General features: G+C 68.8%; 25 protein-coding genes and 1 pseudogene. 18 read left to right on the top strand and 8 right to left on the bottom strand.

Annotation, left to right across the window (positions count from 1 at the left end; translation table 11 throughout):
• Window positions 1–166: 166 nt before the first annotated feature.
• Together IG75_RS40125 and IG75_RS40120 are read right to left on the bottom strand one after the other, a co-directional pair.
• Window positions 167–586, bottom strand: a pseudogene (locus tag IG75_RS40125) (MmyB family transcriptional regulator); the annotation flags it as partial.
• Window positions 587–598: 12 nt separating this feature from the next.
• Complete coding sequence (locus IG75_RS40120; protein WP_245713076.1) at window positions 599–1,003, bottom strand: helix-turn-helix domain-containing protein; 405 nt, start codon at window positions 1,001–1,003, stop codon at window positions 599–601.
• Between the two features lie 101 nt (window positions 1,004–1,104).
• Here IG75_RS40120 and IG75_RS0105515 point away from each other — a divergent pair, with 101 nt between their 5' ends.
• Both IG75_RS0105515 and IG75_RS0105510 read left to right on the top strand, forming a co-directional pair.
• Complete coding sequence (locus IG75_RS0105515; RefSeq protein ID WP_030520063.1) at window positions 1,105–1,650, top strand: YceI family protein; 546 nt, start codon at window positions 1,105–1,107, stop codon at window positions 1,648–1,650.
• Window positions 1,651–1,829: 179 nt separating this feature from the next.
• Complete coding sequence (locus tag IG75_RS0105510) at window positions 1,830–2,642, top strand: thioesterase II family protein (RefSeq protein ID WP_081876640.1); 813 nt, start codon at window positions 1,830–1,832, stop codon at window positions 2,640–2,642.
• Here the strand turns inward: IG75_RS0105510 and IG75_RS0105505 are convergent.
• Window positions 2,613–3,215 (bottom strand): phosphotransferase-like protein, encoded by a 603-nt coding sequence (locus tag IG75_RS0105505; RefSeq protein ID WP_030520061.1) that lies wholly within the window; start codon window positions 3,213–3,215, stop codon window positions 2,613–2,615. The two genes, IG75_RS0105510 and IG75_RS0105505, sit on opposite strands and share 30 nt — an antisense overlap.
• A 90-nt stretch (window positions 3,216–3,305) precedes the next feature.
• A complete protein-coding gene (locus tag IG75_RS0105500) occupies window positions 3,306–4,172 on the bottom strand; it encodes an SDR family NAD(P)-dependent oxidoreductase (RefSeq protein ID WP_051714245.1) in 867 nt (288 codons plus the stop codon).
• A 45-nt stretch (window positions 4,173–4,217) separates the two neighbouring features.
• On the opposite strand from IG75_RS0105500, the gene IG75_RS0105495 reads away from it, so the two are divergent.
• From IG75_RS0105495 to IG75_RS0105485, 3 genes are all read left to right on the top strand, one after another.
• A complete protein-coding gene (locus tag IG75_RS0105495) occupies window positions 4,218–4,670 on the top strand; it encodes a MarR family transcriptional regulator (protein WP_051714243.1) in 453 nt (150 codons plus the stop codon).
• A 188-nt stretch (window positions 4,671–4,858) separates the two neighbouring features.
• Window positions 4,859–6,538: a dihydroxy-acid dehydratase gene (gene ilvD / locus IG75_RS0105490; RefSeq protein WP_051714242.1), complete on the top strand. Its 1,680-nt coding sequence runs from the start codon at window positions 4,859–4,861 to the stop codon at window positions 6,536–6,538.
• Window positions 6,539–6,634: 96 nt separating this feature from the next.
• Entirely contained in the window at window positions 6,635–7,867 is a 1,233-nt protein-coding gene (locus IG75_RS0105485) for a cytochrome P450 (RefSeq protein ID WP_081876638.1), read from the top strand.
• Between the two features lie 43 nt (window positions 7,868–7,910).
• Here IG75_RS0105485 and IG75_RS0105480 read toward each other — a convergent pair whose 3' ends face one another.
• Window positions 7,911–8,993, bottom strand: coding sequence for a fatty acid desaturase family protein (locus IG75_RS0105480; RefSeq protein WP_081876637.1), 1,083 nt, complete (start codon window positions 8,991–8,993; stop codon window positions 7,911–7,913).
• Window positions 8,994–9,319: 326 nt separating this feature from the next.
• Here IG75_RS0105480 and IG75_RS39545 point away from each other — a divergent pair, with 326 nt between their 5' ends.
• Complete coding sequence (locus IG75_RS39545; RefSeq protein WP_168165608.1) at window positions 9,320–9,634, top strand: hypothetical protein; 315 nt, start codon at window positions 9,320–9,322, stop codon at window positions 9,632–9,634.
• 75 nt (window positions 9,635–9,709) lie between these two features.
• The gene (locus IG75_RS0105470; RefSeq protein ID WP_030520055.1) at window positions 9,710–10,591 is read left to right on the top strand and encodes an LLM class flavin-dependent oxidoreductase; all 882 of its coding nucleotides are present in this window, start codon (window positions 9,710–9,712) and stop codon (window positions 10,589–10,591) included.
• Between the two features lie 9 nt (window positions 10,592–10,600).
• Here IG75_RS0105470 and IG75_RS0105465 read toward each other — a convergent pair whose 3' ends face one another.
• On the bottom strand, window positions 10,601–10,951 hold the full coding sequence (locus IG75_RS0105465) for a cupin domain-containing protein (protein ID WP_210436756.1): 351 nt from the start codon (window positions 10,949–10,951) through the stop codon (window positions 10,601–10,603).
• A gap of 71 nt (window positions 10,952–11,022) precedes the next feature.
• Between IG75_RS0105465 and IG75_RS0105460 the strand changes: the two genes are divergently transcribed.
• Together IG75_RS0105460 and IG75_RS0105455 are read left to right on the top strand one after the other, a co-directional pair.
• Window positions 11,023–11,997, top strand: coding sequence for a GlxA family transcriptional regulator (locus tag IG75_RS0105460; protein ID WP_051714240.1), 975 nt, complete (start codon window positions 11,023–11,025; stop codon window positions 11,995–11,997).
• A 173-nt stretch (window positions 11,998–12,170) separates the two neighbouring features.
• Window positions 12,171–13,091 carry a DUF5995 family protein gene (locus IG75_RS0105455; RefSeq protein WP_245713077.1) on the top strand — a complete coding sequence of 307 codons (921 nt, stop codon included), beginning with the start codon at window positions 12,171–12,173 and terminating at the stop codon, window positions 13,089–13,091.
• Window positions 13,092–13,163: 72 nt separating this feature from the next.
• Here the strand turns inward: IG75_RS0105455 and IG75_RS0105450 are convergent, their stop codons facing one another.
• Together IG75_RS0105450 and IG75_RS0105440 are read right to left on the bottom strand one after the other, a co-directional pair.
• A complete protein-coding gene (locus IG75_RS0105450) occupies window positions 13,164–13,655 on the bottom strand; it encodes a beta-class carbonic anhydrase (protein WP_030520051.1) in 492 nt (163 codons plus the stop codon).
• Between the two features lie 631 nt (window positions 13,656–14,286).
• The gene (locus IG75_RS0105440; protein WP_036512194.1) at window positions 14,287–14,901 is read right to left on the bottom strand and encodes a TetR/AcrR family transcriptional regulator; all 615 of its coding nucleotides are present in this window, start codon (window positions 14,899–14,901) and stop codon (window positions 14,287–14,289) included.
• A 302-nt stretch (window positions 14,902–15,203) separates the two neighbouring features.
• On the opposite strand from IG75_RS0105440, the gene IG75_RS0105435 reads away from it, so the two are divergent.
• Genes IG75_RS0105435 through IG75_RS0105395 form a run of 9 tightly spaced genes read left to right on the top strand, consistent with a single transcriptional unit; the run spans window position 15,204 to window position 22,368 of the window.
• Window positions 15,204–16,004 carry an SDR family NAD(P)-dependent oxidoreductase gene (locus IG75_RS0105435; protein ID WP_081876739.1) on the top strand — a complete coding sequence of 267 codons (801 nt, stop codon included), beginning with the start codon at window positions 15,204–15,206 and terminating at the stop codon, window positions 16,002–16,004.
• Window positions 16,001–16,609: a carboxymuconolactone decarboxylase family protein gene (locus IG75_RS0105430; RefSeq protein WP_030520047.1), complete on the top strand. Its 609-nt coding sequence runs from the start codon at window positions 16,001–16,003 to the stop codon at window positions 16,607–16,609. The genes IG75_RS0105435 and IG75_RS0105430 overlap by 4 nt, the downstream gene beginning before the upstream one ends.
• A 2-nt stretch (window positions 16,610–16,611) precedes the next feature.
• Window positions 16,612–17,892 carry an aromatic ring-hydroxylating oxygenase subunit alpha gene (locus IG75_RS0105425; protein ID WP_030520046.1) on the top strand — a complete coding sequence of 427 codons (1,281 nt, stop codon included), beginning with the start codon at window positions 16,612–16,614 and terminating at the stop codon, window positions 17,890–17,892.
• Window positions 17,885–18,220 carry a hypothetical protein gene (locus tag IG75_RS0105420; RefSeq protein WP_030520045.1) on the top strand — a complete coding sequence of 112 codons (336 nt, stop codon included), beginning with the start codon at window positions 17,885–17,887 and terminating at the stop codon, window positions 18,218–18,220. Before IG75_RS0105425 ends, IG75_RS0105420 begins: the two co-directional genes overlap by 8 nt.
• A 31-nt stretch (window positions 18,221–18,251) precedes the next feature.
• A complete protein-coding gene (locus IG75_RS0105415; protein ID WP_030520044.1) occupies window positions 18,252–19,094 on the top strand; it encodes a TauD/TfdA dioxygenase family protein in 843 nt (280 codons plus the stop codon).
• A 38-nt stretch (window positions 19,095–19,132) separates the two neighbouring features.
• Complete coding sequence (locus IG75_RS0105410) at window positions 19,133–20,407, top strand: aromatic ring-hydroxylating oxygenase subunit alpha (RefSeq protein ID WP_030520043.1); 1,275 nt, start codon at window positions 19,133–19,135, stop codon at window positions 20,405–20,407.
• On the top strand, window positions 20,404–20,733 hold the full coding sequence (locus IG75_RS0105405) for a hypothetical protein (protein WP_030520042.1): 330 nt from the start codon (window positions 20,404–20,406) through the stop codon (window positions 20,731–20,733). Before IG75_RS0105410 ends, IG75_RS0105405 begins: the two co-directional genes overlap by 4 nt.
• Window positions 20,730–22,043, top strand: a complete 1,314-nt coding sequence (locus IG75_RS0105400; RefSeq protein ID WP_030520041.1) for a metal-dependent hydrolase family protein — start codon at window positions 20,730–20,732, stop codon at window positions 22,041–22,043. Before IG75_RS0105405 ends, IG75_RS0105400 begins: the two co-directional genes overlap by 4 nt.
• A gap of 4 nt (window positions 22,044–22,047) precedes the next feature.
• Complete coding sequence (locus IG75_RS0105395; protein WP_030520040.1) at window positions 22,048–22,368, top strand: hypothetical protein; 321 nt, start codon at window positions 22,048–22,050, stop codon at window positions 22,366–22,368.
• The last annotated feature ends 7 nt before the right edge of the window (window positions 22,369–22,375 follow it).

Genomic DNA, 22,375 nt, shown 5'->3' with positions numbered 1-22,375 from the left:
ATGTCGTGTCGTGCCCCGCCGAGGACATGGTGGGGTTCCATGGCGCATTCCCCGGGGAGCGAGCCGCCCGGCGAAGGCCGAACCTGCCGCATCGGGAACGTACCGCGGCTATCGCACACCTCGCCTGGCCGGCTGCCGCGCCGTCCGGATGCGCTCGCCCCGCGCGCTACTGCCCGGCGGCCCGCGGTGGCACCAGGCGCAGCGTCTGACCGGAGGCGGGAGCGCGCGCCACGAGCCAGACCACCACGCTCTGCTCCTGGCCGCTCTCCAGCGTCTCGAACGGTACGTCGACCGCACCCAGCTGCGGGTGGTCGAAACGCAGGGTCGGCGTGACCGGGTGACCTGGGCCCTGCGGACGCCAGCGTGCCGCGAACTCGGGAATCCGGTGCAGGGTGTCGATGGTCTCCCGCAGGCCGGCGTCGCCGGGCCAGCGCAGACTCGCGCGGCGCAGGGTCTCGGCGAAGGTATCGGCGGCCGCGGCCCAGTTTCGCAGGGTTTTCCGTGCCATCGGATGCCCGTAGACGTAGCGGGCGAGATTCACCGTGTCCCGGTCGTCCAGCAGACCCAGCGGTGTGACGAAATCCTCCCAGGCCGCGTTTCAGCTCAGCACATTCAGGCGCCTGCCCAGGACGAATGCGGCGGTGGGCGCCAGGGCGCGCAGCACTGCCTCGATCGTCTCGGGTACCTGGTCCTGTGCGTCGGTGGACTCCGGGCAGCGCGATTCGTTGCTGCTGGTCAATGCGAGCCAGCCGAAGGTGCTGCGCTCCCGCTCGTCGAGCAGCAGGGCGGTGGCCAGCGCTTCCACCACCGCTATCGAGGGATTGGTGTCCCGGCCCTGTTCGAGCCGGGCCAGATAGTCGGCACTGACGCCCGCCCGGACGGCCACCTCTTCGCGCCGCAGCCCCGGGGTGCGCCGGCGCCCGCCCGTGGGCAGCCCGATATCGCTGGGTCGAAGTTCGGCGCGGCGTCTGACCAGGAACTCCGCGAATGCGCTTCGGGTCATAGGACCATCGTGCCCTGTTCCGGCCCGCGCAGCCGCGCCTTGTCAGGTCCAGGATAACGGGGGTCTGGTAACCGGACTCCGGTCCGGCGATGGTCGATGGCATGACCACACCACCGGAAACCACCAGTACCACCCTGCGTCCCGGCGCCTGGGCACTCGACAGCGCGCACTCCTCCGTCGCCTTCACTGTGCGGCATCTCGGTATCGCCAAAGTGCGTGGCGGCTTCACCCGCTTCGAGACCGAGTTCGTCGTGGACGAGTCCGGCGCCGCAAGCCTCGGCGCGACCGTTCATCTCGACTCGTTCGACACCGGCAACCCCGACCGGGACGCCCATATACGCACCGCCGATTTCCTCGATGTCGCCAATCGCCCGACCCTCACCTTCCGGGCCGTCGAACCGGTCCGTATCGCCGAATCGTTCACCGTCACAGGTGAGGCCACGCTGGGCGGAGTCACCCGGCCGATCACACTGGACGTCGAATGGGGCGGAATCGGGGACTTCGGTCCCGGCGGTGAACGGCACGCCGGTTTCTCCGCGACCGGCACCATCAAGCGCACGGAGTTCGGTGTCGGGGGACCGCTGCCCGGGATGCTGAGCGACGCGGTCAAGATCGAACTGGAGATTCAGCTCATCGAGCCGAAGTAGGTCGGACCGCCGCCGCGGTACCGAACCGCTGCCGCCGGGTACGGATGGAGCGGGCGTCCGGCTCGCCGCGGCTCCCGCGCGCCGCCTGTACTCGCATTCCCCACCTCTGTGGGACGCTCGATACCGGACCGGATCGATGAGGTCCGCGGGCGTCGGTGGCGAGCGGGAGGAAGAGATCAGTGCCGAATGGTGGCGAGCAGGAGCTCTGGCTGCGCGAACTGAAGCCGGGCCGCGCCGGATATCCGGCATTGGTCTGCTTCCCGCCCGGCGGCGGTTCGGCCACGAGCTACCGAGGCCTCGCAGCGAGCTTCGGGCCCGGCCCGTCGGTCTACGCGGTGCAGTATCCGGGACGCCAGAACCGGATCGGTGAGGAATTCGTGTCCTCGATCACCGATCTCGCCGACCATATCGTCGCGGCCACCGATTCCCGGGTTCCCGGAAGTCCGGTGCTGTTCGGCCACAGCATGGGGGCCACTGTCGCGTTCGAAACGGCTCGACGGCTCGAGGCGCGCGGGCGGACGGTTGCCGCGCTGTTCGTCTCCGGGCGCCCGGATCCGGCATTCGCCGATCGGGGCACGCTGCACCGCGGGGCCGACGCCGACCTGATCGGCGAGCTCGAGCGACTCGCGAACGACCCGGCCACGGTCACGATCCTGCGCGACGAGCCCGCACTCGCCGAAATGGTGCTGCCCGCGGTGCGCAACGACTACCGAGCGGTCGAAACATACCGGTACCAGGAAGGCGAGCGGTTGCGCTGCGATATCGTCGCCCTGCTCGGACGCTCCGATCCGACCACGACCCCGGAGCAACTGGCGCGGTGGCGTGATCACACGAGCGGTGACTTCGCGGTCCGGCTGTTCCCGGGCGGCCATTTCTACCTCGACGAGCACGCGCGCGAGATAGCGGATCTCCTCACCCCGGTCCTCGCTGCCGGCCGCCCGCCGGCGACTCGAGGTTCGGCGTCACCCGAGGACGGTCCGCTCCCGGCGTAATACGGCCCGGGCCAGTTCGGCGGGGGTCCCGGTGGTGGTGTCCACCACCGTGTCGTAGGGGTGACCGTGCGCGTGGACGGTCGGCAGGTGGCCCCGCGCCAACCCGGCCGGGTGGCCGCGAGCCAGTTCCCGCCGGTCGGCGACAGCCGGCGGGCAGGTGACCCGGACCAGTTGGACCTCCAGGCCGGACAGGGCGTCGAGCCACATGGATAGCAGATCCGGGGTCAGCAACATCTCGTCGACGACGAGATGATCGCCGCCGTGGGCGAACGCGGCGGCCGCGGCACACGCCGAGCGCAACATCCGGCGTCCGACGCCGCCGTAGCGGATGACCACCGTCGGCCGGCCCTCCGCGTCGTGGCCCGTCCGGTCGTACCAGAAGCCGTCGCGGCTGCGCGGGCCGTCCCGGCCGCCACCCCAGTTCGGCGGAACCAACGCGAAGAGAGTGTCGATTCCCCAGTACACGAACGGCGTATCGCTCTCGTCCTGGATGGCCCGGGCCAGCGTCGTCTTACCGGAGCTCGATATTCCGTTGAGGAAGATGACCCGGGCGGGGAGTTCGGGACTGCGCACCGGACCACGGTAGCCGTGCGGGCTCGGAGTTCCCGGAAGAATTCACGGCCCGGGAGGCCCGGTCCGTATGCGATACCGGGCCGGGACGGGTCACATGCCGCGCGCGAATCGTGCGCTCCGCCCCGCCATCGAACGATCCGGGAAGGCGATATCGACGAGGGCGGCCATCCGGCCGAGGAGCGGTCCGACGTGCCGCGGCCGATCGGTGAGTGTGCGGCAGACGATCTGCGCGCCCTGCTCGGGAGTCAGCGCCGCGGTGTCGCGGTAGCGCGCATTGGGCGCGATCATCGGGGTGCGCACCAGCGGCATGTACACCGAGCTGAAATGAATTCCGTCGAGCAGCGTTTCGGCGTGCAGGTCGGCGGTGAGCGAATCCAGCGCCGCCTTCGACGCGACATAGGCGCTGTAGCCCGGGCCGCCGAAGAGGTTCGCCACCGACAGGATGTTCACGATATGTCCTGCCCGGCGTTCGCGCATACCCGGCAGTACCGCGAGCATCAGCCGTAGGGCGGCGAAATAGTTCAGCCGCATGGTGCGCTCGAAATCATGGAACCGGTCATAGGATTCGTCGAGCCGGCGCCGGATGGACCGGCCCGCATTGTTGATCAGGATGTCCACGCCCCCGTATTCGGCCAGCACCGTGGCGACCGCGGCGTCGAGCGCCGCGAAATCGTTCAGGTCGCAGGGGTGGACGCCGGCCGTTCCGCCGGCGGCGCGGATCTCCGCGGCCACCTCTTCGAGCTCCTCCTTCCGGCGGGCGACCAGGGCGACCCGTGCCCCCGCCGCGCCGATCCGGACGGCCGCGGCGCGGCCGATGCCCGAGGAGGCTCCTGTGATCAGCACGGTCCGCCCGGCCGCGACGGCGGACAGATCGGGTGACCGGCGCAGGCGGGGCAGGCCGACGTGGGTGTCGAGGCCGTGACCGATCTCGGAGAGCAGGCGCGGGATTCCATGCATAGTGATGGATCATAATTTATATAACTAGCGATGTATATTGCCGTGATGGATGCTGCCAGCCTGCACCTGGTCGCCCGGCGTCTGCGCGCGATCGCGTTCGTCGCGACGGGCAATACCGGCCGGCGCCGGATACCACCGAGCGAATACGCCGTCCTCGAGGACGTCGCGCTGCACCCCGGGTCCTCGATCCGCGATATCACCGAGCGGACCGCCATTGCGCAGAGCCTGGTATCGCGGATCGTCGCCAGGTTCCGTGATCAGCGCCTCCTGACCACGGCGCCGGACCCCGGCGACGGCCGGCGCGTGCTGGTCACCGTCGAACCAGGGGTCGTGGAGGATGTTTTCCGGGCCCGGGGGCGGGCGCCGATCGACCTCGCGCTCGGTAGCGAACTGCCCCACCTGTCGCCGGATCGGCGCCGCCGGATGATCGAACTGCTCGACGAACTCGGCGAACTGATCAATGCGCCCGGGGCGAGCATGGAGACCGGTGAGCGGTGAGGGCGGCGGGGCGGGCACGAGGTCGCGCCGCGCGGTTCCACCCTCACCGTGGGTGAGCCCGGGTGCGGCGGTGTGCCGACCGCCCCGCCTCCGCGGGGAAGAGGTGCGGTCGCCGGGCGTGGTCCGGCGGTGTTCCGGGTCCGTAGGAGGATGATGGCCTCGTGGCTTCCGAACCGAATACTCCCGATATGAAACCGCGCAGCCGCGATGTCACCGACGGGCTGGAGAAGACCGCGGCCCGCGGCATGCTGCGCGCGGTCGGTATGGGCGACGACGACTGGGGTAAGGCCCAGATCGGCGTGGCCTCCTCGTGGAACGAGATCACGCCGTGCAATCTGTCGCTCGACCGGCTGGCCGGCGGATGTAAGGACGGCGTATTCGCCGCCGGTGGTTTCCCGATGCAGTTCGGCACCATCTCGGTCTCCGACGGTATCTCGATGGGGCACGAGGGAATGCACTTCTCCCTGGTCTCGCGCGAGGTGATCGCCGACAGTGTGGAAACCGTGATGCAGGCCGAACGGCTCGACGGGTCGGTGCTGCTCGCGGGCTGCGACAAATCGCTGCCCGGCATGCTCATGGCCGCGGCCCGGCTGAACCTGGCCAGCGTATTCCTCTATGCCGGTTCCATCCTGCCCGGTATCGCGAAACTGTCCGACGGCAGCGAACGCGAGGTGACCATCATCGACGCCTTCGAGGCGGTGGGCGCCTGTTCGCGCGGCCTCATGAGCCGGGCCGATGTGGACGCGATCGAGCGGGCCATCTGCCCCGGTGAGGGCGCCTGCGGTGGAATGTACACGGCGAATACGATGGCCAGCGCGGCCGAAGCGCTGGGGATGTCGCTGCCCGGCAGCGCGGCGCCGCCGGCCACCGACCGCCGGCGGGACGGCTATGCCCGGCGCAGCGGGCAGGCCGTGATCGAACTGATCCGGCGCGGTATCACGACCTCCGACATCCTGACGCAGGAGGCATTCGAGAACGCCATCGCGGTGGTGATGGCGTTCGGCGGATCCACCAATGCCGTACTGCATCTGCTGGCGATCGCGCACGAGGCCGGCGTGGCACTGAGCCTCGACGATTTCGCCCGGGTCGGCCGGCGCGTCCCGCATCTGGCCGATGTGAAACCGTTCGGCCGGCACGTGATGACCGATATCGACCGGGTGGGCGGTGTGCCCGTGCTGATGAAAGCGCTACTGGATGCCGGACTTCTGCACGGTGACTGCCTCACCGTCACGGGCCGGACGGTGGCCGAGAACCTGGCCGATATCGCGCCGCCCGATCCGGACGGCAAAGTGGTGCGCGCGCTGTCGGCGCCCATCCACCCGACCGGTGGTATCACCATCCTGCGCGGTTCGCTCGCGCCCGGCGGCGCCGTGGTGAAATCGGCCGGTTTCGAATCCGATGTCTTCGAGGGCACCGCACGGGTTTTCGACCGGGAGCGGGCCGCGATGGACGCCCTGGAAGACGGGACCATCTCGGCCGGCGATGTGGTGGTCATCCGCTATGAGGGGCCCAAGGGCGGCCCCGGGATGCGGGAGATGCTGGCCATTACGGCGGCGATCAAAGGCGCCGGACTCGGCAAGGATGTCCTGTTGCTGACCGACGGACGGTTCTCCGGCGGTACGACCGGTCTGTGTGTGGGCCATGTGGCCCCGGAGGCGGTCGACGGTGGCCCGATCGCATTCGTCCGGGACGGGGACCGTATCCGGCTCGACGTCGGCGCGGGCACCCTGGACCTGCTCGTGGATTCGGCGACCCTCACCGGCCGTGGTGAGGGCTGGGCTCCGCTGCCGCCCCGCTACACCCGCGGCGTGCTCGCCAAGTATTCGCGACTGGTGGGCTCGGCCTCCAACGGTGCCGTATGCGATTGAGCCCGTGGCGGATTCGGCCGTCACCGAGGTGTAGGGTGCGCGGCCGGGGGTAGGCTCGTCGTGGACGCTCCGAGACACCACCAACCGGGGGTGACCATGACGACGAAGATCGCAAACACAGTGGGCGGACTGATGTCCGCGCTCACCACACCGGCCGGGCAGGCCGACCCCTATCCGCTGTACCGGGAGCTCCGCGAACTCGGTCCCGCCGCCCACACTCCGGACGGGACGCTCGTGGTCAGCGGTTACCGGCTCGCCGCCACCCTGGCGCGCGACCATCGGCTGCTGAAGCGACCGGAACACGGACTCGCCGCCGCCGGGTTCGCCGACTGGCGCGAACATCCGGGCCTGCGCCTGATGTTCACCAGCATGCTGGTGCGCAATCCACCCGATCACACCCGGCTGCGCAGGCTGGTCTCGGGCGCTTTCACCGCGCGGCGAGTGGCCGGGTTGCGCCGGGCGATCGCCCGCACCGTCGACCGGCTGCTCGGCGATCTGGCCGGGCCGGACCCGGTGGATTTCGTCGACGCTTTCGCGTTCCCCTTGCCGGTCACGGTAATCGGTGAGCTGCTCGGGGTGCCCGAAGCGGACCGGCTCCGGTTCCAGCCGCTGGTGCGGGACTGGGCGGGGGTGCTCGACCTACTGGACGGCCCGGGCGTCGCCAGAGCCGACGACGCGGCCGCCGAGATCAGCGACTATCTGCGCGACCTGGCCGCGCGGCGGCGCGGGGAACCGCGCGACGACCTACTGTCGGCCCTGGTCGTCCCGGCCGCCGACGGCGCGCGTTTGGACGACGACGAACTGATCACCATGGCGGCCCTGCTGTTCGCCGCGGGATTCGAGACCACCACCGGGTTGCTCGCCAACGGCCTGGTCGCGCTGCTCGAACACCCGGACCAGGCGGCATTGCTACGGGAGAACCCCGAGCTGGCCGGTTCGGCGACCGAGGAGCTGCTGCGTTACGACTCACCGGTGCAGCTGCTCACCTCCCGCACCGCGCCGGAGGAACTGCACAGCGGTGGTCTGACACTGCCCGCCGGACAACGCGTCGTCCTGCTGCTGGGCGCGGCCAATCGGGATCCCGAGGTCTTCGCCGAACCGGACGTCCTGCGCCTGGACCGGGAGGGCGAACCGCCGCTGTCGTTCGGCGGCGGCGTGCACTACTGCCTGGGGGCGCCGCTGGCCCGGCTGGAAGCCCAGCTCGCTTTCCCCGCGTTGCTGCGTGCGTTCCCGGGGCTGACGCAGGCGGGGCCGGCGGTGCCGCGGAAGGGACTGGCGCTGCACGGCCTGACCGCCCTGCCCGTCACCGCCGGCTCACGGTCCCGCTGAATACCGCCCCGAGCCGGAAGCAGCCGCTCGCGCGGATCGCCGGCTATCCGGACCGCTCGGGTCCGGCCGCCCGGCCGACGGTGTGCAGGTGTCCGAGGGCCCGGGCATAGGAATCGAACAGGCCCGTCTCGCAGTAGGGCACGCCGATCTCCGCGCAGTATTTCGCGACGATCGGCTGGGCCCGCCGCAGGTTCGGCCGGGGCATGGAGGGGAACAGATGGTGTTCGATCTGGTAGTTGAGGCCACCGAAGGCGGTATCGATCACGACCCCGCCGCGGACGTTGCGGGAGGTGAGGACCTGGCGGCGCAGATAGTCCGTCGTATCACCGGCCGGGAGTACCGCCATACCTTTGTGGTTGGGCGCGAACGTGGTTCCCATGTAGAGCCCGAACAGACCCTGCTGTACGGCGATGAAGCCGAGTGCGTGCAGTGGCGGGAGCACCAGGAAGACGACGGTGAGGTAGCCCACGGCGTGCGCGGCCAATAGCGCGGCCTCCAGGCCGCGCCGGGGGATATCGCGCCGCACGATCGCCCGGACACTCGAGAAGTGCAGGCTGAAGCCCTCCAGGAGCAGCATCGGGAAGAAGAGCCAACCCTGGTAGCGGAAGATCACCCGGCGCAGGCCGCGTCCGGCGCGTGCCCGGACACTCGAATGGGCCAGCACACCCATGATGTCGGGATCGGCGTCCTCGGTATTGGGATGCGCGTGGTGACGGTTGTGGTTGCTCGTCCACCAGCCGATACTCACGCCGATGGCGAGATTGCCGAAAATCGCGCCGAGCAGATAGTCCGCCCGCCGGCTGCCGGCGATCTGCCGGTGCCCCGCGTCGTGGCCGAGAAAGGCGAACTGAGCGAAGAGCGCGGCGAGGAAGGCCGCCGTGGCCAGCTGCCACCACGAGTCGCCGATCAGGACGAACGCGGTCCATCCGGCGGCCAGTGCCAGTAGGGCGGCCCCGCCCTTCCAGAGGTAGTACCGGGGGCGCCGGTCCAGCAGACCCGCGTCGCGCACCTGCCGCAACAGCACCGCGTAGTCGCTGTGGCGTGCGGCGCGGGCCGGGACCTCGGGAGGCGCGGGGGCCTCGATCCGGTCGACAGGAACATCATGTGTGGCGGCGTTTGCCGTCATTTCCTCACCGATCTGTGCACGGGTGTCGCTTCACCGGCCGACGGATCGGCAAAACGCGCGCCCGCCGTCCTTGCCGACTTTCGCGTTCACCCTACCCGTGTCCCGGGCGCCCGGCCGCCCGGGACACCCGATCGGGCGAGCGTGCGCGCGGCCCGGGTGGAGGAGGCATCTCCGGGACGCTCCCACGCTGGGGAGAGGGGCCGATGTGCCGCTCGAGGGCGGCCCGCGCGGAGTCCACCGCGAAATTCTGTGCCGTCGGAGAAGTTCACCGAGATCTGCTGCGGGGTAGCCTCTTCTGAGGTGGATCGACCACTCGGGGAGGTATCGTGCTTTTCCTATCTGCTTCGGCAGTTCTCGTCGGCCTCGTGCTGACCGATCTCTTCGGATTCGGGGTGGGCGGCTGGTTCTTCGCGATCGGGGTGGTGCTGGCCGGCGCGGCCGCAGTGCGCAGGTTCCGGCAGAGCCGGGCTCCGCTGCGTGCCACCCGCCGGCGTGGCGCCACCGGTGCGGCCGCGGCGGGCGGCTGGTACATCGGAAGCGGGGGCGGCGGAGGCGACAGCGGCTGCGGTGGGGGTGGTGGCTGTGGTGGCGGAAGTGGCTGTGGTGGCGGAGGTGGCGGCTGTGGTGGTGGTGGGGGGTAGTGCGGTCCGTCTCCGGCTCGGCGAAAACTAGAACCTGTTCTTGCTAAGCGGGCTCGGTTGCCCGATGCTGGGGCGATGGATATCGGGATCGCACTACCCACCATGTGCCGCGGCTACGACCGGGCGGCCACCGTCGATTGGTGCCGGCTCGCCGAGCAGGGGCCCGTCGCCAGTATCTCGTGCGGCGAGCGGATGACCTTCCACAATCAGGAGATGTGGACGACCCTCGCCGCGGCCGCCGCGGTCACCGAACGGGTCCGGATCTTCGCGAATCTGTCGGTGCTGCCGGCCCATCCGGTGGCGTTGGTCGCCAAACAGGCCGCGACGATCGATGTGCTGTCCGCGGGACGCTTCGCTCTCGGCGTAGGCGTCGGGGGCCGTGGCGACGACTATCGCAGTCTCGGTGCGGGATTCGAGCGCCGCCACGATCGGCTGGATCGCGCGGTCGCCGAATTGCGCGCGCTGTGGGCCGGGGAACCGGCCGTCGCCGGAGGTGATCCGCTCGGGCCGCCGTGCGTGCAGCCCGGCGGCCCGCCCGTGCTCGCCGGCGCCCTCGGCCCGAAATCGCTCGCGCGCGCCGCCCGGTGGGCCGATGGGGTCGTGGCGTTCAGTGTGGGCGGGGTGCCCGCCGAGATCCGCTGGTCCGCCGAGGCCGCGCGTCGCGCCTGGGCCGAGGCGGGCCGGGACGCGCCGCGCCTGGTGAGCGGGTGTTTCTACGCGCTCGGTGTGCCCGGGCCCGAGGAGGTTCTGCGCGATTTCACCGCGGAGTACCTGGGCTTTCTCGGTGGCGAGGCGGCCGCGGGAGCGGCTTCCTCGATGAAGACCTACGACGCCGCGGCGTTGCACCGCACGCTGGACGCCGCCGAGGAAGCCGGGCTGGACGAGTTCATCCTGGTCCCGAGTGCGGTTCCGCTCGCCGTCCTGGAAGAGACGCTGGAACTGATCGCGTCCCGCTGACGGGGGTGATCAGCCCTCGGGATAGAACACGAACAGCACACAACCCGTCACGGTCTGCGGTATGTGCCAGGATCCGGCCGGTGCGTGGATGAACGACCCGGCCGGGTAATCGCGGACGCCGTCGTTGAAGGTGCCGGACACCACGAACACTTCTTCCGGCCCGGGCCGGTGCACATCGACGCCCTCCCACCGGCTGCCGGGTGTCATCTCCAGAACATGGGCCGAGGCACCGTCCGGGCCGGACCACAGTGAGCGCAGTCGGATACCGGGAAACAGCTCCCGGACGGGCGCGTCGGCCAGGGCCGACCAGGCGTAACCGGGCATGGCCGGGCCATTTTCGGAGTGCGGGGTGACGGTCATACGGCCAGCATGCCGAGCCGGGATCGTAAGGTGCCAGTGTCAGGAAAGTCATCTTCGAGTACTTTTCTGTCATGACTGATCGGTGGGCCGGCCCGGCCGGACTGCATCGCGTCGCCGCCCTGGTGACACCGCCGCAGGCCCCGTTCGAACTCGGGTGTGTGGCGGAAGTCTTCGGTACGCCGCGCGAGGGGCTGCCCGGCCGTTACGACTTCCTGGTCTGTACCGAATATCCGGGCGAGGTCACGACCACCGCCGGGTACACCATGTGGGTGTCGGCGGGCCTCGAGGCCCTGGCGACCGCGGATACGGTCGTGATTCCCGGCTGGCTGCCGTTCACCGCGGAGGTGTCACCCGCCGTGCTGGAGGCGTTGCGCGCGGCCGCCGCCCGGGGAGTGCGACTGGTCTCGATCTGCACCGGCGCGTTCGCCCTGGCACAGACCGGTCTGCTCGACGGACGGACCGCGACGACCCACTGGGCGCGCACCGGCGAACTGCGTGCTCGCTTCCCCCGGGTGCAGGTGGACCCCGGTGTGCTGTATGTGGACCACGGGAACATCGCCACCAGCGCGGGGGCGGGTGCCGGTATCGATCTGTGCCTACATCTGGTACGCAGCGATCACGGCGCGTCATACGCGTCCGAACTCGCCCGGCACATGGTCATGCCACCGCACCGGGAGGGCGGGCAGGCCCAGTTCGTCCCGGCGCCGGTTACCCCGCACGCCACCGGTGAGTCCGTCGCCGCTCTGCTGCACTGGAGCATCGCCCACCTCGATCGGCCCATCACACTGTCCGATCTGGCCGGCCGGGCGGGGGTCTCGCCGCGCACCCTGGCCCGCCGATTCGAAGATCAACTCGGGACCAGCCCGGGGCGCTGGCTGCTGACTCAGCGGGTCACCGCGGCGCGCCGGCTGCTCGAGGAGACCGATCTGCCCGTCGAGGCGATCGCCGCCCGGGTCGGGCTCACCTCCGCCACCAATCTGCGGCGCCGGTTCCACACGCTGCTCGGCACCACCCCCGCGGCCTACCGGCGCGCGTTCCGCGGCTGACGCGCAGGCCGACCGGCCGCTCCCACGGGCGGGAGGGCGGCTCGTGGCGGCGGCTGAGCTAGGCTCGGGCGCGCGCCCGGCAGGGCGGCTCACCCGAAACACCGCTGTTCCGGATCTATCGCATATGGCCGGTTTCACGGCTCAGTCGTCCGCCGAGTGAAAGCGAAACAGGTATGTCCAGCCAGCGGCCGGTGCGGTCGAGATACCTCGTCCTCGTCTTCGCGACCGTGTTCCTGGTCGATATGGCCGCGCTGACCGGTGGGGGGCGCGCCGCGGCGTCCGAGCTGGATACTGCCTGCGGCACAGCGTTGTCGGCCGCGGAACTCACCGAGATCGTCGAGCTGTCCGATACGTCAACGGATTACGACGAGAACTCCGGTTCGTCGCTGGACCGGCTGGAACGGGCGGTCGAACGGCATCGGCGGATCACCGAGATCCTGGTGGCGCACCGGGATCGGCGTGGACTGCTCGCCCTGGGACTCGACGCGGTCGAACAGGCCGCGGTGATGCCGCTGCAACGCGATCCGGCCGCGTTCGACGACCCGGAGTGGGCGCATCGCATCAGCCTCGATCTGCTGCTGCGGTTTCTGCGCACTGTGCACGCGGAATTCACCGGTGCGCCCAGCGAACCCCAGTGGAACCACTATTTCCGGCTCGCCCACCGCTGCGAACTGTCGCCGGCCCGAGTCGCGATGGCGGGCTACAACGCCCACCTCACCGTCGACCTGTCCAATGCCGTCGCCGCCACCCGTGCCACTGCGGCCAACGCGCCCGACCACTTCCGGATCGTCGACGCGATCGCGAGTCACGGAGCGCTCATCGTCGATCTCACCCGCGAGCTCTACGGCGGCGATCTCGGGCCGCTGTGGCGGTTCTACTTCCTCGGGGAGGGGCTCGATGCCGTACTGGGTGCGGGCGTGGCCACCGGTCCGCTGTTGCGGCTGGCCGATCTGGGCGCCAATGTGGTGATCTTCGGCAACGGTCTGGCGCTGCAGGACCCGGCGGCCGAACCCGCGGTGCGCGCGGAGATGGATGTCTTGTGGCGCAGCGCCGACGCCGCGTTCGAGGTGCTCACCGCGAACGGCGCGTTGTGAACGGCCGTGCCGCGCGCACCATCGGGTGCGCGCGGCACGGAGCATGGCCGGGAGCGGTGGCCTCGGAGTGGGTCAGGCGCCGACTTCGTCGAGCCGTCCGGTGGCGACATCGAAGACGAAACCGCGCAGCGACGAGGTCTTGGTGATGAACGGACTGGTTTCGATTCGCCGGAGCGACTGCCGCACATCTTCGTTCAGATCGGAGAAAGACTCGGCCGACCAGGTGGGTTTGATACCCGTCTCGTCCTGGATGCCGCGTTTGAAATCGTCATCGGTGAAGGTGAGCATTCCGCAATCGGTGTGGTGGATCAGGATGATTTCGGTGGTGCCCAGCAGCCGCTGGCTGATCGCCAGCGAGCGGATCTCGTCATCGGTCACCACCCCGCCCGCATTACGGATGACATGCGCCTCGCCGTCCTGCACACCCAGGATCCGGTAGACGTCCAGCCGAGCGTCCATGCAGGCGACCACCGCGACATGCTTGCTGGGCGGCAGGGGGAGCGGACCGCTGAACTGTTCCGCGTAGCGCGCGTTGTTGGCCAGGTAGTCATCGGTCACCGTCATAGGTACCGACCTCCGTTCGTCGACGTCTCGATATGCGAATGTCCGCATTCACATTCCCAAGCTGTCGTTCGCGATCACGACCGATAGAACCGGGCAGAGTCCAACCCTGGCGTGTCGCGAACTGTCCGCGTCGCGCCGAGCGCGGTGAGCTCCCACAGTACGTGGCCACGGGCGCCCCATCCGGTCACCGCGCCGCGTGCCCGCCAGGACGGGTGCGCGGCGCACAGCGTCGCGAATCCAGGTGCCCGGCGGCTCTGCGGCGCCACGCCCGACCTCGGGGCACGACGCACGAAATCGGAACCCATTACCTCCGCCGGGTTCTCGCGGCCCGCCGGTCGGTCACCTGCGGTGGATCCACCGCCGCTCATCGGTTCGGCCCGGAGAACCGGGCAGCGCGGTGCCGCGGCCGCGAAAGCGTCGGAGTCGGCGGATTCGACGGCGCCGGCGGTGATCATGAAACGCAGGCCGGGCGGGACCCGTGTGGGAAAGTGCGCAATCCGGCTCGCGCTCGGCCATCGGCAGCTCCACCAGCGAGACCCGGCGTCCGCGCCGTCCCGCGGCGCCCGCGGAGGTGCTGCCGGGCGGTGGGCTCGATCCGTTCCTGGTGGAGCGCCGCGCCGAGGGCATGACTCTACTCGGCCGTGCGGCGGCGCTCGCCCTCCGTTTCGCGCAGGAAATCCTCGACGACGGAAGCGATCTCGGCGTGGCCGGTGTCTATGCCGAACGATTCCTCCATCCGCAGGAACCGGGAAACGCTGGACATGAGCATCACCAGGGTGACCGGAGTCCAGTTGCCGGGCTCGTGCCCGGCGAGCGCGCGGGTGGCGATATCGAGTTGCAGCGCGCGAAATCGTTTCGACGACTGTGCGATCTCGGCCCGGATGGACGGGCGGTGGGTCGCCATGGAGACGAACTCCATGGTGAGCGAGGTGCGCGACTGATCGTGGACGGCTTCCCAGAGTGCCCACAGCGGCTGCTCGGCATCCGCCGCGCCGAGCAGCCGCCGATAGCTGCGTTCGGACCCGCGCCGGAACAGTTCGACGAACAGATTGTCCATGGTGCCGAAGTAGTAGTAGACCAGCGCGGCGTTGACGCCGGCCCGCGCTGCCAGGCGGCGGGAACTCACGGCGGCGTAGCCGTCCTCGAGCATCACCTGCTCGGCGGCGTCGAGCAGCGCCGAGCGGGTGGACAGGCTTTCGGCATCCGCCGCTGCCCCGGCCGGCTGATCCGCGGCTCGCTGGGTCATGGCACCTCCATCCGCGGGGTCGCTGTCGGGTGGGCCGAACCGCTCCGGCGCTCGGGCGTCGAGACGGCTTGCCCGATGTGTCGATCATAGGGAAACCCCACGCCGGTCCCGCCGCCGGTCCGGCGCAGGTCGTCGCGGCGGGGCCGGTCGTCCGCGGAATTCCGGCCCTTGACAGCGTCTTTCGTCCGACCGTATAACTTTAATCAGTCGATTAATTAATCACTCGATTAAGACCGTGGGTGACGGAGATACCCGTCGGTGGCGGCCCGTCCGTGTCGCAGGTGAGCAAGAGGAGCGTCTCGATGAAGAGTCCGGCGAATCGTCCGCAGCCCCTCGCCGACCCGGCTCGATCGGTCCCCGCCGGCCGGGTCGCGGTCGTGACGGGCGGAGCCTCGGGGATGGGCCTGTCGGTGAGCCGTTCGCTGGCCGAGCGCGGGGACCGGGTCGCGATCCTCGACCTCGACGGTGCGGGCGCACAGCGGGCCGCCGCGGAACTGAACACGAGTGGCGCCGCGGCGATGGCCTGCGAAGTCGACGTCAGCGATCGTGCGGCGGTCGACGAGGCGCTGCGCAAGGTACGGGCGGAATGGGGTCCGGTGCAGGTGCTCGTCACCAGTGCCGGCGTCTTCGCGTTCGAGCCGTTCACCGAGATCTCCGCCGAATCGTGGCGGCGGGTCATCGACGTCAATCTCAACGGGACGTTCCACTGTGTGCAGGCGGTCGTCGGCGATATGGTCGCGGCGGGCTGGGGCAGGATCGTCACCATCTCCTCGTCCAGCGCCCAGCGCGGATCACCGAAAATGGTGCACTACACCGCGTCCAAGGGGGCGGTGATCGCCATGACCAAGGCGCTGGCCCGCGAGTACGCGGCGTGCGGGATCACCGTGAACACCATTCCACCCTCGGGTATCGATACGCCGATGGCGCGCGGTTCCCAAGCGGCCGGCCATCTTCCGGACAACGCCACCATGGCGCGGGCGATTCCGGTCGGCTACCTCGGGACCGGCGCGGATATCGCCGCGGCCTGCGTGTTCCTGTGTTCGGAGGAGGCACGTTTCATCACCGGGCAGGTACTCGGCGTCAACGGAGGTTCGGTCATATGACCGCGACGGAACCGCGGGTCGAACCCGTGCCGATCGAACGGTGGAGCATCCGGGCCCGGGAGATGCTGTTGGGCCGGGTCCGGCGCGCCGACAAATATCTCTCCGCCGAACCGGGCACCGTACGCATGCCGAATATCCTGGGCATGCTCGGCCACCATGAGGAACTGGGGGCGGCGTGGCTCGCCTACAACGGGGTCCTGCTCGACCGGCCGCTGCTCGAACCGCGGTTACGCGAACTCGCCGTGCTGCGAGTGGCGTGGCGGACGCGGTCGGCCTACGAGTGGGGCCAGCACGTCCGGCTGGCCCGTGAGCTCGGCATCACCGAGGAACAGATCGAGGACGTCGCCTGCGGGGAGACCGCAGGCTGGCCGCAGCTGGAGCAACTGGTGGTGGCGGCGACCGACGAACTCGTCGACCGGTACCGCGTCGACGACCCCACCTGGGCCGGCCTCACCCGGTATCTCGACACCCGCCGGCTGCTCGAGCTGCTGTTCGTCGTCGGGTCCTACCTGTGCCTGGCCCTGGTGTGCAACAGCGTCGATCTGCGGCCCGACCCCGACTCCGACACCGGGGTGCCGCCCGCAGTACCCGATTGGGAGGAATGATCATGGCGCAATGGCCGAAACCGGTGGAAGGCAGCTGGACCCGGCACTATCCGGAACTCGGGACCGGGCCGGTGTCGTTCGAGGACTCCGTCTCGCCGGAATTCTACGAGCTGGAGCGGAAGGCGATCTTCGAACGGGCGTGGCTGAACGTGGGCCGGGTGGAGCAACTGCCGGCGGTCGGTAGCTATTTCACCAAGGAGATCCATATCGCCCGGACCTCGGTGGTCGTGGTGCGGGACCGGGACCGGCAGGTGCGCGCGTTCTACAATGTGTGCCGGCACCGGGGGAACAAACTGGTGTGGAACGAGGTTCCGAGCGCGGAGACCGCCGGGACCTGCCGGCAGTTCACCTGTAAATATCACGGCTGGCGGTATGGGCTCGACGGAGCGTTGAATTTCGTTCAGCAGGAGGGCGAATTCTTCGACCTCGACAAGTCGGAATTCGGGCTCGCGCCGGTGCACTGCGAAGTGTGGGCAGGCTTCGTCTTCGTGAATCTGGCCCCCGAACCGCCGCAGACCCTGCGCGAATTCCTCGGACCGATGGTGACGGCGCTGGACACCTATCCGTTCGAGAAGATGACCGAATGGTACGAATTCCGCGCACACAACCAGAGCAACTGGAAACTGTTCGCGGACGCATTCCAGGAGTACTACCACGTACCCGGACTGCATTCCCAGCAGGTGCCCGGCGAGGTCCGCAACCCCGAACCGAGCTTCGAATGCGCCCATTTCCAGCTGGACGGCCCACATCGAGTCGTGAGTACCGGCGGCGCCCGGCGCTGGACCCTGCCGCCGGAATTCATGTACCCCATCGAACGGGTCACCCGCAGCGGGTTGGTGGGACCGTGGGAGTCACCGGATATCGGTGACCTGCCGGCCGGACTCAATCCGGGCCGGGTCGAGCCCTGGGGGATCGATAATTTCCAGATCTTCCCGAACCTCGAGATCCTGTTCTACCGCGGCTGGTATCTGATCTACCGGTACTGGCCCACCTCCTACAACTCCCATCTCTTCGAGGGAATCCTCTGCTATCAGCCCGCCCGGACGGTCCGGGAACGGGTGGAACACGAAGTGTCGTCGGTGGTCTTCAAGGAGTTCGCGCTCCAGGACGCCGGCATGCTCACCGGGACCCAGACCGCGCTGGAATCGGCGTATCGCACGGCGGGGATCACCGGCTATCCGGTCAACGATCAGGAAGTGCTGGTCCGGCATTTCCACAAAGTGATCGCCGATTGGGTCGGCGAGTACCAGGGCGAGCGGGTCGGGGCGTGCGGCGATGAATGAGAACCTGCTGCCACCGGCCTTCGCGGAATTCGAGCGGTTCGCCCGGACCTGGTGCCTGGCCACCGAAGCCGAGCGCTGGGAGCGCCGGCTGAACAGTTCCATGGACGAGATGACCGAGTTCTACGAGGCGTTCTTCCCGCGTCTGGACGAGGCCATCGTCTACTGCGACAAATTCCCCCTCGACGACCTTCCCGACGACGCGCTGCACCTTCTCCAGCTGATCTATTCGCTGGCCATGGTCGCCATGGCTATCGAAATATTCCTGCAGCCGCGGCCGGTGGACAGCGCCGACGCCGAACTCGAGCGGATCAGCGAGCCGTGGCCGTGACCCCCGTACTGTCCCACCGAAGGGAGCCGCGATGAGCACACTCACCGTGGACCGGCTGAACCACGAGATCGGCGCCGAGATCACCGGCGTCGACGCGGACCGCCTGCTGACCGACCCACACCTGCCCGCCGCGGTCCTGCGGGCGCTGGACGAGCACGGTGTCCTGGTCTTCCGCGGCCTGCACCTGGAACCCGAGGCGCAGGTCGCGTTCTGCCGGGAACTCGGCGAGATCGACACCTCGGCCGGGCACCATCCGGTGCGCGGTATCTACCGGGTGAGCCTGGACACCACCAAGAACTCGTCGGCGAGTTATCTACGCGCCACCTTCGACTGGCATATCGACGGATGCACCCCGCAGGAGGACACCTACCCGCAGATGGCGACGGTCCTGTCCGCGAAAGCGGTCGCCGACAGCGGCGGCGAAACCGAATTCGCCAGCACCTATGGGGCCTACGAACGCCTGACTTCCGGGGAGAAACGGGAACTGTCCGCGGTTCGCGTCCTGCATTCGCTCGAGGCCTCGCAGCGCCTGGTCACCCCCGATCCGGAACCGCGCCAACTCGAGTATTGGCGTCGCTGGCCCACCCGCGAACATCCGCTCGTCTGGACCCACCGCTCCGGCCGCCGGTCGCTGGTGCTGGGCGCGTCCACCGATCACGTGGTCGGACGGGACCGTGCCCGCGGCCGCGCGCTGCTCGACGATCTACTGGCCCGCTGCACCGCGCCCGAACGCGTCTACCGGCACACCTGGTCGGTCGGCGACACGGTGATCTGGGACAACCGCGGTGTGATCCACCGGGCCGCGCCGTACGCGCCGGATTCGCCCCGAGAAATGCTGCGGACCACCGTGCTGGGCGACGAACCGATCCAGTAGCAGCCCACCCGAAACCATTCCCGCAAGGAGCACCACCCATGCCACGCTGGCCCAAACCCCCCGAAGGCAGCTGGACCGAGCACTATCCCGAACTCGGCACCGCCCCGATGTCCTATGAGGACTCGATCTCCCCCGAGATCTACGAGAAGGAACGGGAGGCCATCTTCAAACGGGCGTGGCTGAACGTGGGCCGGGTGGAGCAGGTACCCCGGGTCGGCAGTTATTTCACCAAGGAGATCCACGCGGCCCGGTCCTCGGTGATCGTGGTGCGCGACAAGGAAAAGCAGGTCCGCGCTTTCTACAATATCTGCCGCCATCGCGGAAACAAGCTGGTGTGGAACGAGATCCCACGCGAGGAGACCTCCGGGACCTGCCGGCAGTTCACCTGCAAATATCACGGCTGGCGCTACGGACTCGACGGGGAACTGACCTTCGTCCAGCAGGAGGGCGAATTCTTCGACCTCGACAAGTCCGATTACGGTCTCGCGCCGGTACACTGCGCGGTCTGGGCCGGTTTCATCTTCGTCAATCTGGCACGGGAACCGGAGCAGACGCTGCGCGAATTCCTCGGCCCGATGGTGACGGATCTGGAGGGCTATCCGTTCGACCGGCTGACCGAGCGCTATTCCTATCGGTCCGAGGTGGGCGCGAACTGGAAGCTGTACATGGACGCTTTCCAGGAGTTCTATCACGCGGCGGTCCTGCACGGTAACCAGACGCCGGACAATTATTCCGCCGCCGCCCAGGCCGCCGGATTCGAAGCGCCCCACTATCGGCTGGAGGGCCCGCACCGCCTGGTGAGCACCTCCGGAGTGGTGACCTGGGAACTCGACCCGTCCATGCGCAAACCGATGGAGGACATCACCCGCGGCGGCCTCTTCGGGCCCTGGGACGTACCCGACCTGGGCGAACTGCCCAGTGGCGTGAATCCCGCGAAATGCGATCCGTGGGGGCTGGATTCGTTCCAGCTGTTCCCGAATTTCGTGATCCTCATCTGGTCGGCGGGCTGGTACCTGACATACCACTATTGGCCGACCTCGCACAACACCCATATCTTCGAGGGCAACCTGTATTTCGTACCGGCGAGGACCCCGCGCGATCGCGTCGCCCACGAGATGACCGCGGTGACGTTCAAGGAATACGGCCTGCAGGACGCGAGCACCCTCGAGGCGACCCAGATGACACTGGAATCGCGAGCGGTCACTCATTTCCCGCTGTGCGATCAGGAGATCCTGCTGCGTCATCTGCACAAGACCGCGGCCGACTGGGTCGAGAGTTATGACAACGAGAAGACGGGGGCGAACCGGCGATGACCCTGCTACCCGAAGAATTCGCCGACCTCGAACCTTTCGCCGCGAAGTGGTGCCTGGCCACCGAGGGGGAGCGCTATGCGAAGCGGCTGGCCTCCACCATGGCCGAAATGCAGGAGTTCTACAACGCCGTCACCTCGCGCGCCGAGGCCGCGCTGACCCATCTCGACCATATCGGGCTCGACGATATGCCCGACGACGCACTGAACCTGCTGCACCTGATGTATTCCATGATCATGGTGTCCTTCCCGGTGGAGGTGTGGAAACAGCCGTGGATCCCGGATGCGAGCCAGGCATCGATGGACTGCGTGATCGAGCCGGCGCCATGACCGGCGCGACAGCGAACGGGAACGCCGCGGCATTCGTGCTGCGGGCCGCGCGGTGGCTGGATATCGAAGCGGGTGTGGTGCGCACGCCGGCGGTGATCGTGGTGCGCGACGGCCTGATCGAGGCGATCGACCCACCCGAGACGCCCGCGGCGGCGACCGTGCTCGACCTCGGCGACTGCACTCTGCTGCCCGGGCTGATGGATATGGAGATCAACCTGTTCATCGGAGGGCCGGAGAACCCCACCGGGCTGCCGCAGCCGATGCACGGCGTCCAGGACGACCCCGTCTACCGGAGCCTGCGGGCCACGGTCAACGCCCGCACCACGCTCATGGCGGGATTCACCACGGTGCGCAACCTCGGCCTGATGGTGAAAACCGGCGGCTACCTGCTCGATGTGGACCTCGGGCGCGCGATCGACCAGGGCTGGTTCCCCGGTCCACGGATCGTCTCCGCCGGTCACGCCATCACGCCGACCGGCGGCCACCTCGACCCGACCATGTTCCAGCGCCTGGCCCCGCACATCATGCCGATGAGTGTGGAGGAGGGGATGGCCGATGGCGTCCCGGCGGTGCGCCGGGCCACCCGCTACCAGATCAAGTACGGCGCCGGGGTCATCAAGATCTCCGCCTCGGGCGGGGTCATGTCGCACAGCACCGCCCCCGGCACCCAGCAGTACTCGGATGAGGAACTCGCCGCCATCGTCGACGAAGCGCACCGTGCCGGTATCAAAGTGGCCGCGCACGCGCACGGTGACGCGGGGATCCGCGCCTGTATCCGGGCCGGCGTGGACTGTATCGAGCACGGTTCGCTGGCCGAGGACGATACCGTGCAGATGATGGTGGACCACGGCACTTTCCTGGTTCCCACCAGTTATCTGTCCGAGGGCCTCGACGTCTCCAAGGCGCCACCGGCGCTGCGACGTAAAGCCGAGGTGGTTTTCCCGAAGGCCCGCCGCATGCTGAGCCGGGCCATCGAGGCCGGGGTGCGGATCGCCTGCGGCACCGACGCCCCGGCCGTTCCGCACGGGAAGAACGCCAAAGAACTGTGGGCGCTGGTGGACCGGGGGATGACCCCGGTCCAGGCCCTGCGCGCGGCCACCGTGACCAGCGCCGAGCTCATCGACGCCGATGACCGGGGTCGGCTCGCGCCCGGTCTGCTCGCCGACATCATCGGGGTGCCCGGCGATCCGACCACCGATATCGGCGTGCTCGAGGATGTGCGCTTCGTGATGAAAGACGGGGTCGTGCACAAGAACGAACCGGTCGGGTCCGCCCTCCCGGCGCACGCACCCGCCCTGACGAACGGATAATAGGATGCCCAGAGGAATTCTCTACGTGGAATCGTGGCCGAACTCGCCGGCGGAGACCGCGGAATACCACCGCTGGTACACCGACGTCCATATCGGTGAAATGCTCGCCATCGAGGGCATTGTGGGTGCCCGCCGCCTCGAACCGCTGGCCGGCGACGGCGGCTTCATCGCCCTGTACGAGATCGAGGCGGACGATCTCGAGGCCGTGCAGGCGCGAATGGGTGCGCGGGCCCGCTCCGGGGAGATGTCGAAACCGGTGGGGGTCCGGTCGGATCCGCCGCCCACCGTACGGCTGCTCCGTGAGATCAGCACCCATACGCCGTGAACGGAGC

It is taken from the genome of Nocardia rhamnosiphila NBRC 108938 (assembly GCF_000720425.1).
GTDB lineage: Bacteria > Actinomycetota > Actinomycetes > Mycobacteriales > Mycobacteriaceae > Nocardia > Nocardia rhamnosiphila.
The sequence above is the reverse complement of the archived record's forward strand: the minus strand, read 5'-3'. Positions and strand labels throughout refer to the sequence as shown.